General features: G+C 60.2%; 16 protein-coding genes and 1 other annotated feature (1 of these 17 only partly in view). Of the genes, 4 read left to right on the top strand and 12 right to left on the bottom strand.

What is annotated here, in order from left to right; all coding sequences use genetic code 11:
• Positions 1-216 (bottom strand) — a binding site (T-box leader); it reaches 6 nt to the left of the window's first position.
• A gap of 261 nt (positions 217-477) precedes the next feature.
• Complete coding sequence (locus tag PA598K_RS01700) at positions 478-693, top strand: hypothetical protein (protein WP_128655181.1); 216 nt, start codon at positions 478-480, stop codon at positions 691-693.
• A 1-nt stretch (position 694) separates the two neighbouring features.
• On the opposite strand, the gene PA598K_RS01695 is transcribed toward PA598K_RS01700, so the two are convergent.
• A complete protein-coding gene (locus PA598K_RS01695) occupies positions 695-1,255 on the bottom strand; it encodes a DUF1273 domain-containing protein (protein ID WP_128655180.1) in 561 nt (186 codons plus the stop codon).
• A 119-nt stretch (positions 1,256-1,374) separates the two neighbouring features.
• Between PA598K_RS01695 and PA598K_RS01690 the strand changes: the two genes are divergently transcribed.
• On the top strand, positions 1,375-2,889 hold the full coding sequence (locus tag PA598K_RS01690) for a stalk domain-containing protein (RefSeq protein WP_185601431.1): 1,515 nt from the start codon (positions 1,375-1,377) through the stop codon (positions 2,887-2,889).
• A 23-nt stretch (positions 2,890-2,912) separates the two neighbouring features.
• On the opposite strand, the gene PA598K_RS01685 is transcribed toward PA598K_RS01690, so the two are convergent.
• The 6 genes from PA598K_RS01685 to PA598K_RS01660 all read right to left on the bottom strand — a co-directional run bounded on the left by PA598K_RS01685 (position 2,913) and on the right by PA598K_RS01660 (position 9,821).
• The gene (locus tag PA598K_RS01685; protein ID WP_128655178.1) at positions 2,913-3,680 is read right to left on the bottom strand and encodes an ABC transporter ATP-binding protein; all 768 of its coding nucleotides are present in this window, start codon (positions 3,678-3,680) and stop codon (positions 2,913-2,915) included.
• On the bottom strand, positions 3,677-5,320 hold the full coding sequence (locus PA598K_RS01680; protein WP_128655177.1) for an ABC transporter permease: 1,644 nt from the start codon (positions 5,318-5,320) through the stop codon (positions 3,677-3,679). Before PA598K_RS01680 ends, PA598K_RS01685 begins: the two co-directional genes overlap by 4 nt.
• A gap of 2 nt (positions 5,321-5,322) precedes the next feature.
• Positions 5,323-6,438: a Fe(3+) ABC transporter substrate-binding protein gene (locus PA598K_RS01675; protein WP_128655176.1), complete on the bottom strand. Its 1,116-nt coding sequence runs from the start codon at positions 6,436-6,438 to the stop codon at positions 5,323-5,325.
• 235 nt (positions 6,439-6,673) lie between these two features.
• Complete coding sequence (locus PA598K_RS01670; RefSeq protein WP_128655175.1) at positions 6,674-7,711, bottom strand: extracellular solute-binding protein; 1,038 nt, start codon at positions 7,709-7,711, stop codon at positions 6,674-6,676.
• Positions 7,708-9,156: a sensor histidine kinase gene (locus PA598K_RS01665; RefSeq protein WP_128655174.1), complete on the bottom strand. Its 1,449-nt coding sequence runs from the start codon at positions 9,154-9,156 to the stop codon at positions 7,708-7,710. The genes PA598K_RS01670 and PA598K_RS01665 overlap by 4 nt, the downstream gene beginning before the upstream one ends.
• Entirely contained in the window at positions 9,153-9,821 is a 669-nt protein-coding gene (locus PA598K_RS01660; RefSeq protein WP_128655173.1) for a response regulator transcription factor, read from the bottom strand. Before PA598K_RS01660 ends, PA598K_RS01665 begins: the two co-directional genes overlap by 4 nt.
• A 229-nt stretch (positions 9,822-10,050) precedes the next feature.
• Between PA598K_RS01660 and PA598K_RS01655 the strand changes: the two genes are divergently transcribed.
• Positions 10,051-10,701 (top strand): universal stress protein, encoded by a 651-nt coding sequence (locus PA598K_RS01655; protein WP_128655172.1) that lies wholly within the window; start codon positions 10,051-10,053, stop codon positions 10,699-10,701.
• A gap of 107 nt (positions 10,702-10,808) precedes the next feature.
• On the opposite strand, the gene deoC is transcribed toward PA598K_RS01655, so the two are convergent.
• The 5 genes from deoC to PA598K_RS01630 all read right to left on the bottom strand — a co-directional run bounded on the left by deoC (position 10,809) and on the right by PA598K_RS01630 (position 14,545).
• Entirely contained in the window at positions 10,809-11,612 is an 804-nt protein-coding gene (deoC, locus tag PA598K_RS01650; RefSeq protein WP_260405218.1) for a deoxyribose-phosphate aldolase, read from the bottom strand.
• Positions 11,613-11,635: 23 nt separating this feature from the next.
• Entirely contained in the window at positions 11,636-12,565 is a 930-nt protein-coding gene (gene pyrB, locus PA598K_RS01645) for an aspartate carbamoyltransferase (RefSeq protein ID WP_128655171.1), read from the bottom strand.
• An 83-nt stretch (positions 12,566-12,648) separates the two neighbouring features.
• The gene (locus PA598K_RS01640; protein WP_185601428.1) at positions 12,649-13,437 is read right to left on the bottom strand and encodes a nucleotidyltransferase domain-containing protein; all 789 of its coding nucleotides are present in this window, start codon (positions 13,435-13,437) and stop codon (positions 12,649-12,651) included.
• A gap of 109 nt (positions 13,438-13,546) precedes the next feature.
• The gene (locus tag PA598K_RS01635) at positions 13,547-14,146 is read right to left on the bottom strand and encodes a nitroreductase family protein (RefSeq protein WP_128655169.1); all 600 of its coding nucleotides are present in this window, start codon (positions 14,144-14,146) and stop codon (positions 13,547-13,549) included.
• 96 nt (positions 14,147-14,242) lie between these two features.
• Entirely contained in the window at positions 14,243-14,545 is a 303-nt protein-coding gene (locus PA598K_RS01630) for a hypothetical protein (protein WP_128655168.1), read from the bottom strand.
• A gap of 389 nt (positions 14,546-14,934) precedes the next feature.
• Here PA598K_RS01630 and PA598K_RS01625 point away from each other — a divergent pair.
• On the top strand, positions 14,935-15,557 hold a 623-nt coding region (locus tag PA598K_RS01625), incomplete at its 3' end, for an SLC13 family permease (protein ID WP_185601426.1).

The raw sequence follows: 15,557 nt of genomic DNA, 5'->3' as shown, positions 1-15,557 counted from the left end.
GACGAGAGCTTGCTCCCGCGGTACCACTCTAAGTAGCGAATGCTAACATTCGCTCACTCGATCGACGGATAACGGCGTCTGCCGGATCTGCCTGCTGCGCGTTCGACAGATCGCCTCCCGAATTCCGTTTCCCCCAGACTTCCGTACCGGCTTCCACTCATTCCGGCTCGCTGCGACTCTCTGCCTGGCGTACTTGCATTCGTTCATTGGCGCTTCATGTAAATTAAAATTAGTTATAACGCATGCTCCAGGCTCTGTCAAGAGCGATTTCGCATAAGCCACAGCAACCATGAACGCCTCAAAACGAGCGGCGCCTACGACTTCCGCGCAGCGAATGCCGCAGATTGCGCCGCTGCGACGGTTGTCACTGTCGGTATTTTAAGGTACGCTTAGAACATGACATGCAGTCAGCGTCAGCTTTTCGGCCGCATATCTGAGCCGAACCCGACCGACCCTTACAGAATTGGAGCGAAAACGATGCGCAGATACAATTTTATGAGACCGCTTTTATTGCTGGCGGTCGCCTACTTCGTCTACAATGCCGTCTCCTCCCTCTGCATCCTCGCCTTCAAGATGACGCCAGAGGAAGCGGGCAACTATGCCTTCATGGCCATGATGATCAGCGTCGTTATCGCGTTCACGCGATTGCGCCGCAGCCAGATGAAGGGCCGCAAGCCGCCGGGCCAGTCTTGAGCTACTCCACGTAGCTCTCGTACTGTGCCTCATCAGCCAACGCCTGTACCTCCTCCGCCGTGATGAGGTAATAGCCGTAGCCCTCCCGTTCATGCTTGCGCCAAGCCCGTTGTTTGATGAACCTCGGGCTGGCTTCGCCGCGCTCTTCGTCATAGAACAACAAGATGCCGTCGGACTTGCGCAGCAGCAGGTCGTCGCGCGCCGCCAGCTGCCACGTCCCCTGATAGGGCTGCTGGCTGACCACCCCGTAGTAGTCGACCCGCTGCGTCAGCTCCCGATAATACGTCTGCTTCTCTTCCTTCCAGTTCGCCTCGGGATGCTCATACGCCGCCAGGATCGATACGCGAAGCCCGGGATACAGCTCCCGCAGCTCCAGCACAACCTCGCATGCCCACAGATCGACGCCATACTGCCCTGGCGTGATGACCCATTCCAGCCCCGCCTCAGCCAGCCCGATCAGTCTTGCCCGGATCGCTTGCTTGATGAACGGGATGCCCGGGTGCTTGTCGTCATAGATATTCAGCTCATGGGCGCGATAGCCCGTCACCAACAGATTTTTCATCCAGACCTTCCCTCTTGTCGCATCGTTATTTCCCCCAGTGTAGCGTGACTGCCGGACGAATGCAAAAAAACAGCTCGGCCGCGGCGCAAGCTACCCTGAACACAAAGGAGTGCATTGGAATGAAATCGAAATGGACGCGCACATGGCTCGCCGCCGGACTTGCCTTCTCCCTAATGACTGCACCGCTGGCAGCCGTTGCTGCCGAGACACCGCTCTACCGAAGCTATACGAGCCATTCCCTGATCAAGCAAGACGGCACCTATTGGGTGTGGGGTGACAAGCAACCCGTGCCTGTGCGTATCGACGGGCTTGGCGATGTGGCCGCCGTCTACGATGGAGATCTGATTCGGCTCGTCGATGGCACCGTTCATTATGCAGGGGCTCTGCTCGCCGGTCAGCCGATGACAACGGTCGCGCTGCCGCACTTCGATAACCTGAAGCAAGCATACGCAACGTCTACGGAGCTGTTCATCATCGACTCCATGGGCCGCTTGCACCTCATCCCCAAGCAAGACGGTCAGCTGCGCTTGGCGACGCTGCAAGACAGCCAGCCATTGGCCGCGCCTGCAGGCATCGAACAGGTCAGCGCTTATTATGAATGGTACGACAACACGAGCGAGCTGACGTTGATCGCCCGCACCGAGGATGGCTCCATCTGGAGAAGCCGCGCTGGTGCTCAGCGTCTAGCGGATTGGACACGCATCCCTGATATCAGCGATGCGATCGACATACAGGACAATCTCGCTCTTACCAAGACTGGCGAGCTGTACTCCTGGACGATCCGCAACACCCGCGAGCTTTCCGTCATGCAGAGCACGCCGGGCCGTCCCATCCCGATCACAGGCGGCGTGCGCTGGCTCCAGGCTCATCGGCTGGCCCATCTTGCCGTCGATGTCGACGGTCGCTTATGGTTCTGGGGGCATACGGTCACTGGCGTCTCAGATAGCACGCTGTGGCACGAACAGCCGGAGCCCATTCGCTTCACGACGATTGACAAGGTGCGGGAAGCGTACATTGTGGAACGCTCCCTGCTCGTCCTCACAGAGGGCGGCCAGTTGTACCGCACGTCGATGTATCGGGAATCGATGCCGCATAATCCCGAGTTTGAGCTGCTCCAGGAGAAGGTGCGAAGCGTCCAGCCCGGCTCGCGTCATCTGATGATCGAGTTGCAGGACGGCTCGTTATGGGGCTTGGGCATCAACAAATCCTTCGAGCTTGGCGCGGGATACTCGCATTTCGAGCAGCATACGCCGATTCCACTGCACAAGCCTGTCGACGTCTTGCTTAACAACGACCCGGTGCCGCTCCGCAGCGGAGTGATGATCCGGGACGGACAAGCCTTTATCCCGCTTCGCTCAATCTTCGAACAGATGGGCGCAACACTAACGTGGGATGCCAGCCGCAAGGAGACGACGATTACGCGGGACGCATCGGGGGCAACGCCTGCCGTCTCCATGCTCATTCGCTATGCGAGCGGCGAGGTACTCATGCAAGGCCGGCCGATCGCACTCGCCAACAAACCGTTTATTGTGGAAGGCGTGACGTATCTGCCCTTGCGTCTGGTGAGCGAGACGCTCGGCGCCCAGGTCCACTGGAGTGCCGAGGAGCAGAAGATCCGCATCGTACATCCTTAGATGCACGCAGCATTTATAAGAGATCAAGACAGGACCAATGACGTCTTCTTGGCCTCCCTGGCCTTGCCATCGGATGCGGAAGCGTCTGACGAGCCCGGGGAGCTTGGCGAGTCTGCCGATGCGCCTGACGCCGACTGCTCCTGCCAGACTCCGTCCGCGACGACCAGCGTCCGATCGCAGATCGCCTCCACATCCTCGCGGTCATGCGAGACGAGCAGACAGGAGGTGCCGGTGCGGCGCAGGATCGCCCGCAGCTCGGTGCGGATCGACTGCCGCAGCTCGGCGTCCAGACTGCTGAACGGCTCATCCATCAGGAGCAGCGCCGGTCCTGGCGCCAGCGCCCGCGCAAGCGCGACGCGCTGCTGCTGGCCCCCGCTCAACTCATGCGGATAACGGCGGGCGTATGGCGCCATCTGCGTCAGCTCCAGCAGCTCAGACAGCCGCGTCTTGCGCTCCCTGCGGCCCATCCGATGCAGGCCGAAGGCGATGTTGTCCGCCGCGCTCAGGTGCGGGAACAGCGCATAATCCTGGAATACCATACCGATGCCGCGATCCGCGGGCGGCACCTCGACGCGCGCGTCCGAGAGCACGCGCTCGCCGAGCCGGATCATCCCCTGCTCGGGCGTCTCCAGTCCGGCGATCAGACGCAGCAGCGTGCTCTTGCCGCTGCCGCTCGCACCCAGGATGCCGACGATCTCGCCAGTCCGCACTGTCAGCGACACCTGCTCCAGGATGAGCGGCTGACGCCGCTCGTATCGATAGGACAAGCCCTGTATATTCAGCTCGCTCATCTCTCTCTTCCCCTCTCCAGTCGTAATACGATCGCCACCGACAACAGACTGAGCGCCACCAACAGCAGCGAAGGCAAGGCGGCTTCGTAGATGCGTTCATCGATCGCGTACTGATACGCCCTTGTAGCCAAGGTGTCGAAATTGAACGGTCGCAGCAGCAGCGTTAGCGGCAGCTCCTTGACGATCTCGATGAAGGTGAGCGCCACCCCTGTCAGGATCGCCTGGCGCAGCAACGGCAGCTCGATCCGGCGGAAGACGCTACCCTGCCGGTGGCCGAGCGTGAGCGCCGCCTCGGTGTAAGCGCGGGGGATCTTGTCGTAGCCAGCCTCGACGGCATGGTACCCCGTCGCCATGAAGCGGATCACATAACCCGCCAGCAGCATCGTCAGCGACATGCTCAGCACGAGCGCCCCCTCGGCACGGCCCAGCCAGACATAGAGCGGCGAGAGCCGCGCATCCAGCGCGATGAAGACAGCCAATACGCCGATCGCTACGATCGCTCCGGGTATCGCATACCCCGACGTCATGAGACGCGACAGCGCATAAGCGCTGGCCAGCGGGAACATCCTCACCGCCTTGGCCGACAGCACGGCGAGTGCCATGACGATGATCGTCGCCCAAGCCGCGCCCGTCAGCGTGTTGACGAGCAGATGGGCGAAGTCGGCGCGCCATACCTTGCTGTAGGTCCAGCCGGTCCACAGGATGAGCTGGGCGATCGGCAGCGCAAAGCCAAGCGCAAACACCAGCGTGCAGCCTGCCGTCGCGGCCGCGGCAGCCCACCCTCGCAGACGAACCGGCTGCAGCGGCTTGCTGCGGCTGCTGAGCGCGCCGTAGCGGCGATTGCGCCGCAGCAGGCGTTCCACCAGGAAGATGCCGACGATAATGACGAGCAGCCAGGCGGCCAGCCTCATCGCCGAGTCGATGTCATACATGCCGAACCAGGTCTGGAAGATGGCGGTCGAGATCGTCTGTACGCCAAAGTAGCTGGCGACGCCGTAGTCGCTCAGCACCTCGAACGTCACCAGCATCGCGCCTGCGATGATTGCCGGGCGAGAGATCGGCAGGACGACGCGTGTGAACAGCGACCAGCCGCTGCGACCGAGCAGGCGGCCATTCTCGATATAGGAGCCGCTCTGCCGCTCCAGATACGTCCGCATCAGCAGGAAGACATACGGGAACAGGAAGATCGACAGGGTAAACATCGCCCCGCGCGTCGAGCTGAGCTCGATCAGTCCGTGCGGCAGACGGATGTCGAACTGGTTGCGCAGCGTCGACTGGATGATGCCGGTATAGCTCGTCATCGTGCCATACGTATAGGCGGCGATATAGGGCGGTACCGCAAGCGGCAGCACGAGCGCCCAGCGATAAAACCGCCGCAGCGGAAACGTGTAGCCAACCACCAGCCAAGCTAGCAAGACGCCCATAAGCGACGCCAGCAGCCCGGTGGACAGCACCAGCTTCGCCGAGCCGAGCACATAGTCGGTTAACAGATAGGCTTTGACAGCAGACCAGTTCTCATTGACGGGACGGAGCAGACCCGACATCACATAGAGAATAGGCAGCAGGATGGCTGCTGCCCCGAGCAGGCTGGCGATCAGCCAGCCGTTCGTGTATCTCCGTATGATCTTAGACGCGCGCATCCTTACTTCCAGCCGACTTTATTAGCGATCTCGACCGCTTTCGGATTGTTTTCGCCGTACACGGCGAAGTCGAGCTGCTGTGTCTTGAACTCGCCCCAGCTCGCCAGCAGCTCAGGCAGCTTGGCCTCTGCGTTCACCGGGAATTCGAAGTTGGCTTGCGAGATTTTCTCTTGCGCAGTCTTCGACGTCAGGAATTCCAGCAGCTTGATGGCATTGGCCTGGTTTTTGCTATGCTTGATCAGTCCTGCGCCGCTGATGTTGATGTGCGTGCCGGTCGTCTCCTGGTTCGGGAAAAATACGCCGACCTGCTCCGCAACCTTAACTTCCTCGGGATCGTCAGAGACGCTCATCTGACCGACATAATATGTGTTCATGATGGCGATATCGCCTGCGCCAGCTACGACAGCCTTCGCTTGGTCGCGGTCGCCGCCCTCGGGATCGCGGGCCAGGTTGGCAGCGATGCCAGCCGCCCAGCGCTCGGCCGCCTCCTCGCCGTCGATCGCGATCAGCGAGGCGAGCAGCGACTGGTTATACAAGTTGGTCGAAGAGCGGACGAGCAAACGTCCCTTCCACTTCTCATCGGTCAGCGCCTCATACGTGGACAGCTCCGACGGCTCGACCCGGTCCTTGGCGTAGACGATGACGCGAGCGCGTGTCGACAAGCCGACCCATTCCTTATCCGTATCGGTCAGCCCCTCGCCGATCTGAGCATCGAGGACCGCCGATTCGATCGGCTGCAGCAGACCTTCTGTCTTGGCGGTGTTGAGGATGCCGCCGTCTACAGTGATGAACAGATCCGCCGGCGTGCTTGCGCCCTCACGCTTCAGCTTCTCGATCAGCTCGGGCGCCTTGCCCTCGATGACATTCACCTTGATGCCTGTCTCCGCTGTGAATTCGCTGTACAGCTCCGCGTCTACATCGTAATGGCGCGCCGTATAGATGTTGACCTCGCCGCCGGTCTGTTCGGTCTGCTCCTGCGTCGTCTCGGCCGGATCTGCCGCCCCCTGGCTATTGTTTTTGGCTCCCGTTGCGCCGTTTCCGCCGCCGCATCCTGCCACGAGCGCCAGCGCCATGATCAGCGCTGCTCCGATTGTCCACGTCTTCCAACTTGCTTGCATGTGTAGATGGCCTCCTCGAATCTCTTTTATCTTCGCAGTCGATAACGATCCTTCGCCTGATTGAATTTAATTCTCATTCTCAGTGGCGAAGCATTAGAAAAGGGCGTTCTCCGCCCTTTATCCAACATGATAATGAATATCGTTATCATTAATTGCGATCTCAAGATTCATTATAGCGAACGAAAATGAGAATTTGCTGTGAAATCAAATTCTATCCCCGATCCTATCCGGATGATCACCAGCCAGCACGGACCAACAGCTCGGCAGCCAGCTGTTGGCCGTCGGCCAGATCGTCGAAGTCGATCGCTTGCGGCTCCAGTCTCCCCCACGAGCGGAGCACTGCGGGCAGCTCCGCCTCGGGATGCACCGGATACTCGTAGCTGTGGGCGCTCAGCAGCGATTGGGCTGCGGGACTGATCAGATAGTCTACCAGCCGCTCGGCCTCAGCGCTGTGGGGCGCCTGCCTGAGCACACCAAGCGCGCTCAGATTGACATGTGTGCCGCCGCTCGACCGATCCGGGAAGACCGTCCCCAGCCCAGCGGCGGCTTCGCGCTCCTCCTCGTCGCCCGACTCGAGCATCTGCGCGATATAGTAGCTGTTCATCACGCTCACATCGCCTGCCCCCTCGGCGATCCGCAGCGCCTGCTCGCGATCGCCGCCCTCCGGCGGTCCAGCCAGATTGGCGCCGATCGCATCGGCCCATGCCCGCGCCGCAGCCTCGCCCTGCTCGCTGATCAGCGAGGCGAGCAGCGACACATTGTATTGGTTGGCGGGCGAGCGCATCAACAGACGTCCTTGCCAACGGGGAGAGGCCAGATCGTCATAGCCGCGCAGCTCACCCTCGCCTACCCGATCCTTGGCATAGACGATGACTCTGGCTCTAGCTGTCAGACCGATCCACTGACCGTCATCGTCTCGCCATCCGGCCGGCACCTGCGCCCACGCCGTCGTCGTATCGAGCGGCTGCAGCAAACCTTCGCGCTTGGCTTGCACCATCGGGGCGGCATCGACAGTGATGAACAGATCCGCGGGGCTATCGTCTCCCTCTTGTCTTAGTCGCTCCAGCAGCTCCTGCGGCGTCCCCTTGACCTCCCTGATGCGGATGCCCGTCTGCTCGGTGAATGCCTGGTACACTAGCTGATCCGCTGCATAATGACGAGAGGAATAGACTGTGACCTCCGGTCCGGTCGGCCGGATACCGGAGGCGCAGCCCGCCAGCATGACGACCAGCAGCAGCAAGGCCGCAGCGTCTGCAGCAATCCTTCGAATCATCGCTTCCTCCTCCTCTCTGTCGTCGCGCCCGTATGTCCTCTTACAGGAAGCTGAACTTCTACGCTTGTCCCTATATTCTCAGTACTGCTGATCTCGATCATACCGCCGCCCCGTTCCACTAGACGCTTGGCGATCGACAACCCAAGTCCGGTGCCCCGCGTATCGGCGCTGCGAGCCTTGTCCGCCCGGTAGAAGCGGTCGAATACATGCGGCAGATCGGCTGCAGCGATGCCGACGCCACGATCTGCGACGACGATACGCACCCTGTCGCCCTCGCGCCGACCTTCGATGCGGATCGGCTGTCCGGCAGAAGAATACTTCGCCGCATTGTCGATCAGAATGATCAGCGCCTGCTCCAGATGCCCGGCAGACCAAGTCAGCGGCACGCCGCCGAGCGATTCGGCTCCCAGCTCCACCGGATGCGCAGCATAGACTGGCCGCACCTTGTCGACGATCGCCTGCAGAGTCGCTCCGGCATCGTCCAGCCCGCTCTCCTCAGCTGCCGGCTCCTGCTCGGAGCGAGTCAGGATGAGTAGCTCTTCGACCAGCCTGCGCAGCCGCTCGATCTCCTCGGTCGAGGCTTGCAGCGACTCCTTCAAGACCGCAGGGTCCCCGGCGCCCCAGCGCCGCAACAGATGGAGGTGGCCAAGCGCGATCGCGATCGGCGTCCGCAGCTCATGGGAGGCGTCCTGGGTGAACTGACGTTGGCGGTTGAAGGCATGCTCGACCTCATCCATCATCTCGTTGAACATCCGCATGAGGATATCCATCTCGTCGTCGCTCGTCCGTACCGGCATCCGCGCGTGCCAGCCCTCCTCGCGGACGCGGCGGATCGTCGCCGTCATCTGCCGCAGCGGACGGAGCAGCAGGCTGGACAGCCAGGCGCCCCCGAGCGCGCTCAGCAGCACCGCGCCAAGACCCGTGTACAGCATCACTTGGCCGACTCTGCGGATCAGCTCGGCGGTCTCGTCCATCCCGCGCACGAGCTCGATCGTCCCCTGGTAGCTCAGCACGGTGATCGGCGCTCGCAGCACCATATAGCGGACGCCGTCATCCGTACGGATCGACAGCTCGGGGAGCGCTGCCGGATCAGCCGAGCGCGCCGCCTGCTCCGGGATGCCCTCCGTGACGATGAGCGTCTCGCGTCCCTCCCGGTCCGTGATGCGGATGAGCTGCCCCTGCTCGCCCAGCCGCCGCAATGCCTGGCGCAGCGCAGGCAGCTGCTCTGCCTCGAAGCTCATCTCCCGCTCGAGGATATGATTGAGCATGGCATCCATAGATGCCCGCATCGACCGCTCGACCCGGGCGGTCATCGTCTGCTCGATCGCCATATACTGTGCGATATGGTAGATGGCGAAGATGACGAGCAGCATGACCGCCGAGCCCAAGGTCAGCTTCCACCGAAGCGGCAGCCGCCCCGAACGTCTCCATCTGCCGCGTCTCATCGCTTCAGCATATAGCCGATGCCTCGAAGCGTCTGGATATAGCTGCCTGGCCGCTCCGGCGCGTCGATCTTGTTGCGCAGATAGCGGACATACACATCGACGACATTCGCATCCACCTCCGCCTCCAGTCCCCACACTTTATCCAGCAGCAGCTCCCGCGAGAGCGCGCGATTTGGATATTGCATAAATGCGGCCAGCAGATCGTACTCTCGCTTGGTCAGGGCGAGACGCTCTATACCGCGCGTCACGCTTCGGGTCGCCAGATCCATGCTCAGATCCTGGTACACGAGATATTGGCGATCCTCCTCCTGCCGGCGGAAGATCACGCGGATGCGAGCCAGCAGCTCCTCCATCGCAAACGGCTTCGGGATATAGTCATCCGCGCCCAGGTCAAGACCCGACACCCGATCCGCCACAGCGTCCCTAGCCGACAGCATGACGATGGGCGTCCTCTTGATCCCCCTCAGCTGCCTGCAGAGCTCCAATCCGTCCAGCCCTGGCAGCATCAAATCGAGCAGCACCACATCCCAGGGCTCGCCGAGCGCGCGCTCCAGTCCGGTCCGGCCGTCATAAGCGACGGCGACCTCGAAGCCTTCATGCCGCAGCTCGAGCTCGATGAAGCGCGCCATATTTCTTTCGTCTTCGATGAGAAGCACTCTTTTCATGGTCCGATTCCTTTCGCAGCTTGTCCATAATCCCAGATCGGTTCATTGTCATTATAATGAGAATGTTTATCATTAACAAGTGTTTTCGCGCCATTTCGCCGCCTGGAACAAGGGATTCCAGCTTGTTTCTGACATTTTCACTAAAAATGGCGCGTATCATTTGAAATTGCACGCGAAATAGCGTAACTTAATAGGACAATGGTGGCGAGAAAGGAGAATTATCGAATCAATGAATACGGAAAGCATTATGGTATGCGTATATTATGGTCCAACCGGCGAACGGTTGATTAAACGGGGAATCCGGCTCTCGCAGCTGCTCAATTGTCCGCTCTATGTGTTGCGCGTCGACACCGTGCCGGATGAGGAGCTGGATATGGATGAGGTCCGCTACGTATCCGTGTGGAAAAAGATGGTTGAAGAAGCAGGCGGCGAATTTATTAACAAGGAATGCAAGGACCGGAAGATCGCCGATGCGATCATCAAAGTAGCCGAAGAGAAAAAAATTACGCAGCTCGTCCTCGGCCAGTCCGGGCAGACGCTCTGGCAGCAAATGACCAAGGGGTCGCTCGTCAACAACCTGCTGAATCGCGTCGGCGCGATCGACATCCATATCGTCGCCGTCAAACGCTCGGTGGACCAGCTGGAGGAGACGCATGAGCAAGGGGTCAAGGCTTACCTCGTTCGCTCCGGCGACACCTTCCATCTGAGCGAAGCGCCGGAGGGCAAGGATGTGCGCGAGGGCGTATTTTTCAAGGATCTGCACACCGAGTTCGAATGCGGCCTGTTCAAAATGGAGGTCGAGGGCTCGTATATCTACGCCAAAATCAATAGGGGCAAGGTAACCGACTCGTCCGTCATCACCGGCAAGGTGAAGAAGTAATCGGCGGTCCAGGTTCCATGGCCAGTAACGAAAGGACCCCCATCCCGCTCTGAAGCGACGATGGGGGTCCTATTTGCATGGGGCGACTCCGCCCTCGCAGCATAAAATCAGTAGCCGCTGCCGCTGCCGCCTGTGACGAGCTGAACGCCGGAGCTCGTCCCGAGACGGCTCGCGCCTGCGCGGAGCATGGCCTGCGCCGCCTCTGTGGTGCGGACGCCGCCGGACGCCTTTACCAGGACGCCTGCGGACGTATGTCGGTTCATGAGCGACACATCGGCCTCCGTCGCGCCGCCAGGCCCAAACCCGGTCGACGTCTTCACATAATCCGCACCGGCCAGATCGCAGATAATGCTGGCGACGATCTTCTCCTCATCGCTGAGCGCTCCGGTCTCAAGGATGACCTTGACGAGCGCTCGTCCCGCTGCCGCCTCGACGACCTGGCGGACATCCTCATAGACGTCGGCCAGCAAGCCGGACTTGAGCGCCCCGACATGCAGCACCATATCCAGCTCGGTCGCGCCGCTGTCGATCGCGCAGCGAGCCTCGAACACCTTGGCCCGAGTCGCCATCGCGCCGAGCGGGAAGCCGATGACCGTAGCGACGCCTACGCCGCTCTCGTGCAGCAGCTCAGCGGCTAGCGCTGTCCAGGCGCCATTGACGCATACAGTTGCGAAGCGATGCGCCTTCGCCTCCTGACATAGCTGTACAATCTGCTCCCGGGTCGCCTCGGGCTTCAGCAGCGTATGATCGATGCGCGCCGCCAGATCGCTCTCATCCGACGGTTGGCGGACGCCGAGCGTTGTCGGGCGATCGGCGCGGTCTGCCGCGACTATCGCGCCCTGCTCCATCAGTTGGCGGATGACGCGTTCGCGCCAGTTGGTCGTCTGTTCGTTCTGATTCGTTTCTTCCATGTCTTCGCTCCTCCTCTTGATGATCAGGCGTCCGCGCCCAGGCATTGATTGATGAGCGCCATCCGGATATAGAGTCCGTTCTGAGCCTGGCGGAAATACGCCGCGCGCCGATCCTGGTCGACATCCGTCTCGATCTCGCCGGCTCGCGGCAGCGGATGGAGGATGAGCGCATCCGGATGCATCCGGTCAAGCAAAGGCCGATCGATGATGTACTTGCCGGCAGCCAGCTCGTACTGCTCGACCGACGGGAAGCGCTCCTTCTGAATCCGCGTCTGGTAGAATACATCGACCTGCGAGGCTGCGCTCACCAAATCGCCAGTTTCTTCATAAGCGACCCCCTTCGCGTCCAGGTACTGCTTGACGCTCTCCGGGATACGCGCATTGGGCGGCGCGATGAAGGTGATCCGGATGTCGTTGTAGTTGGCCAGCAAATAGCTGAGCGAGTGTACGGTCCGGCCATAGGTAAGGTCGCCGATCATGGCGATGTGGATGCCGTCAATCCCGCCCCTCTCCTTCTGTATCGTATACAGATCGAGCAACGCCTGGGTTGGATGCTCGCCGGAACCGTCGCCAGCGTTAATGACTGGCACCCCGGCCACCTGCGCTGCCCGATGAGCTGCGCCTACCTCGGTGTGGCGCAGTACGATCAGATCGCAGTAGCCGGAGACGACGCGGATCGTGTCCTCCAGTGTCTCGCCCTTGATAGCCGAGGAGAAGGCGGCGGCATTTTCTGTTCCGATGACGCGCCCGCCCAACCGGTACATCGCCGATTCGAACGACAGCCTTGTCCGCGTGCTCGCCTCGAAAAACAGCGAGCACATAATTTTATCCGAGCGAATGAGTGAGCCTCCGTTGTTCGCGATCGGCTCCATCGTCGCCGTCATATCGAACAGCCGCTGCAGCGACGCGCGGTCCATCGTTTTCGATTCGATAATATGTAATAAACGTCGCATGGACAGCCTCCCCTGATGATCCTGAAAATTGTGCCCCTACATTATAACGCATATCGCGCCGCGAGAAAAATGATGCCCTCGCGCTACCGGTCCTGAATCGCAGGCTCCTGCTCGAGCCAGCTCCACTCGTTGTTCTCCACGAACAAGCTGACCGCCTGATCATACGTGATGCCCCATTCCTGATAGCCGGAGATCATCGTCAGGAACGCGTCGATCCGCTCCTTGTTCGGCTCTCGCAGCAGTTGATCCGTAGCGTCCATATAGCCGTCCGGCTTTTGCGTCGCCCCGGCGGTCGCCGCCATGAGCGACTTGTGGCAAGGGAACAGGACGCGATTATAAGCCAGCAGCATGCGCGAAGCGAACAGCACCAGCTGACTGACCGCATGGCGGAGCATAAACTCATTGTCCTGATCGATCGCCTGCTTGGCGAAGTAGCGACCATACAACAAAACCTGAGCGTAGAAATCTCTCATATTGCGTTCGCGATTCGCCTCGGGGTACACCGGGATGCGGTCGACGAGCGCCTGCAGATCGGGGATGCGGCTGAAGAAGACCTCGGAGCCGATGAACGACGCCCGCGTCGGCTCGCTGCCGCGTTGTTCTGCTTGCACGACAAACGAATAAGGAATGATTTTACCGTCGATATAACCGCCTTCGTAGTCGCAAATGTCGGGATTATAATAGAACAAATCCTGTACGCGCCGCCTCGCTTCGAATTCCTGATCGGTCATGACCATATATACATCGACATCGGACGACGCTCTCGCCGTCCCCTTGGCGACCGAGCCGCCGACAATAATCGCCAACAGCTCCTCGCGATCCCGCCATAAATCGACCATTCGTTCCGCTGCCTTGCGATGATGCTCTCTCATGCTTGCACGCCTCCAATTCACATCTGGTATATCTAACATCATATACCAGCTTGTTAGCGTTTGCCCAGCTCCAAAAAGCCGCGTGCAGAGCGCACGCGGCTAATGGCGGTCAATCAAATACGCGCAAACGCGACTCGAGCGACTGATACGACTTGTCTCCCGGCTCGACGGTCGGCTTGCCGAACGGCATCTGGGCGATCAGCTTCCACGTCTCCGGCAGATCCCACTCTGCCGCCACATGCTCGTCAATCAGCGGGTTATAATGCTGCAACGAAGCGCCGTAGCCTTGCAAGCGAAGTGCAGTCCAGACAACATACTGGTGCATGCCGGACGATTGCTCCGACCAGACCGGGAAACGCTCCTGGTAGCTGGCATATTGCTGCTGCATCGACTGGATAACCGACTGATCCTCGAAAAACAGCACCGTGCCGTACCCCGCCTGGAACGCCCCCATCTTCTCCTCGGTCGAGGCGAACTGATCGGCTGGGACGATCGCGCGCAGCGTCTCCGTCGTGATCTCCCACAGCTTGTCATGCTGCTCGCCCAGCAGCAGCACGAGCCGTGCGCTCTGCGAGTTAAAGGCCGACGGGGTGTGCAGCAGTGCCTCTTCGAGTATTTTTTTCAGCTCGCTGTCGCTGCCCGCCTGCTCCTTGCTGATGCCATAGATCGAACGACGGCTTTTGACCGCCTCCAAAAATGCCTTTGCCATGCATTCCACTCCTTTTCCTGTGCAGTCCCACATAGATTACCCTTTGGAGGAAGCTTCTACGCAGTGAGATGGACACAGCAAGGCCGTGGAGCACGCTTAGTCGCCGGCTCGGAAGGTAAAATCCTTGATCTCCTCCAACCGTTTCATGCGTGAGTTGCCGATGGCCGGACGGGAACTTCGGGGCGGCAGCACCTCGGCTGCAATCGCATCAAGCTGATCGGCATTGTGCTCGGCGACATCCAGGAGCTGTGCTAGCGACGCCAGCACGGCCGCCACAACGATCCCTGTCAGCAGCGCGAGCAGCCCCCACCAGACGTTTCCTGTGATGATGAGCAAAATGCAAACCGCAAGCCCTAAAATGCCGCCAATCCAGGCCAAGCCTCGCAATATCGGTTGCATCGGACAACCTCCCTTCGTAGTTGCATGTTAACACTTGAAGTCTTCATAACCTATACGCGACTCACCACAAGAAAGTTTCATGGCTGCAACGTCTGCGACACGCTTTAGCCACATGACAAGTCCCGCAGTAGCTGTGACGAGCTTCACATCCGGCTTCAGGGCGCGTATTCCTTGCTTGCATCGTGGGCATCGCGTTATTTCACACCATTAATTAATGGGATTAAATAATTGATTCATGTCATTAAATGATGAAAAAAGCCGACTTTTGTTCACAAAGTAGTTATACTTATCTGTATAGCGACCGAGGCTCGATGTTGTTGCTATGTTCCAAAATCGGCAGCCATGCTATAGTGAAATGATCAATCCATAGAGACAAAAAGGAGAAAACCATGAACTGGGACATGATCTTTACGCTCGTCATCCTCACGGCGGCGGCGGTCTTGTTCATGAGCGGCAAAGTCCGCTCCGATCTGGTCGCTGTCTGTTCCCTGCTCGTGCTCGTCGCGCTCGACATCCTCTCGCCGAGCGAAGCGCTCGCCGGCTTCTCCAACTCGGTCGTCGTCATGATGATCGGCCTGTTCGTCGTCGGCGGCGGCATCTTTCAGACGGGGCTCGCGAAGATCGCCAGCGGCAAGCTGCTGCGCCTCTCGGGCACAAGCGAGACGCGACTGCTCATTACCGTCATCCTGGCGACTGCGCTCATGGGCGCGTTCGTCAGCAATACAGGGACGGTAGCCGTCATGCTGCCGATCGTCGTCAGCCTCGCCGCCGGCGCAGGCATCAGTCCCGGCCGGCTCCTGATGCCGCTGGCCTTCGCCAGCAGCCTCGGCGGCACGCTGACGCTGATCGGCACGCCGCCCAACATCGTCATACGCGAGACCTTGATGAACAACGGCTTCGGCGAGCTGTCGTTTTTCTCATTTACGCCGATCGGTCTCGTCTGTCTGACAGCCGGGACGGTGCTGATCGTCGTACTCGGCAAGCTGCTGCTGCCCAAGACGCCGCCCGGCTC

Origin of the sequence: Paenibacillus sp. 598K (assembly GCF_003851045.1) — a bacterium.
In the GTDB taxonomy this organism is placed as follows: Bacteria; Bacillota; Bacilli; order Paenibacillales; family Paenibacillaceae; genus Paenibacillus_D.
The sequence above is the reverse complement of the archived record's forward strand: the minus strand, read 5'-3'. Positions and strand labels throughout refer to the sequence as shown.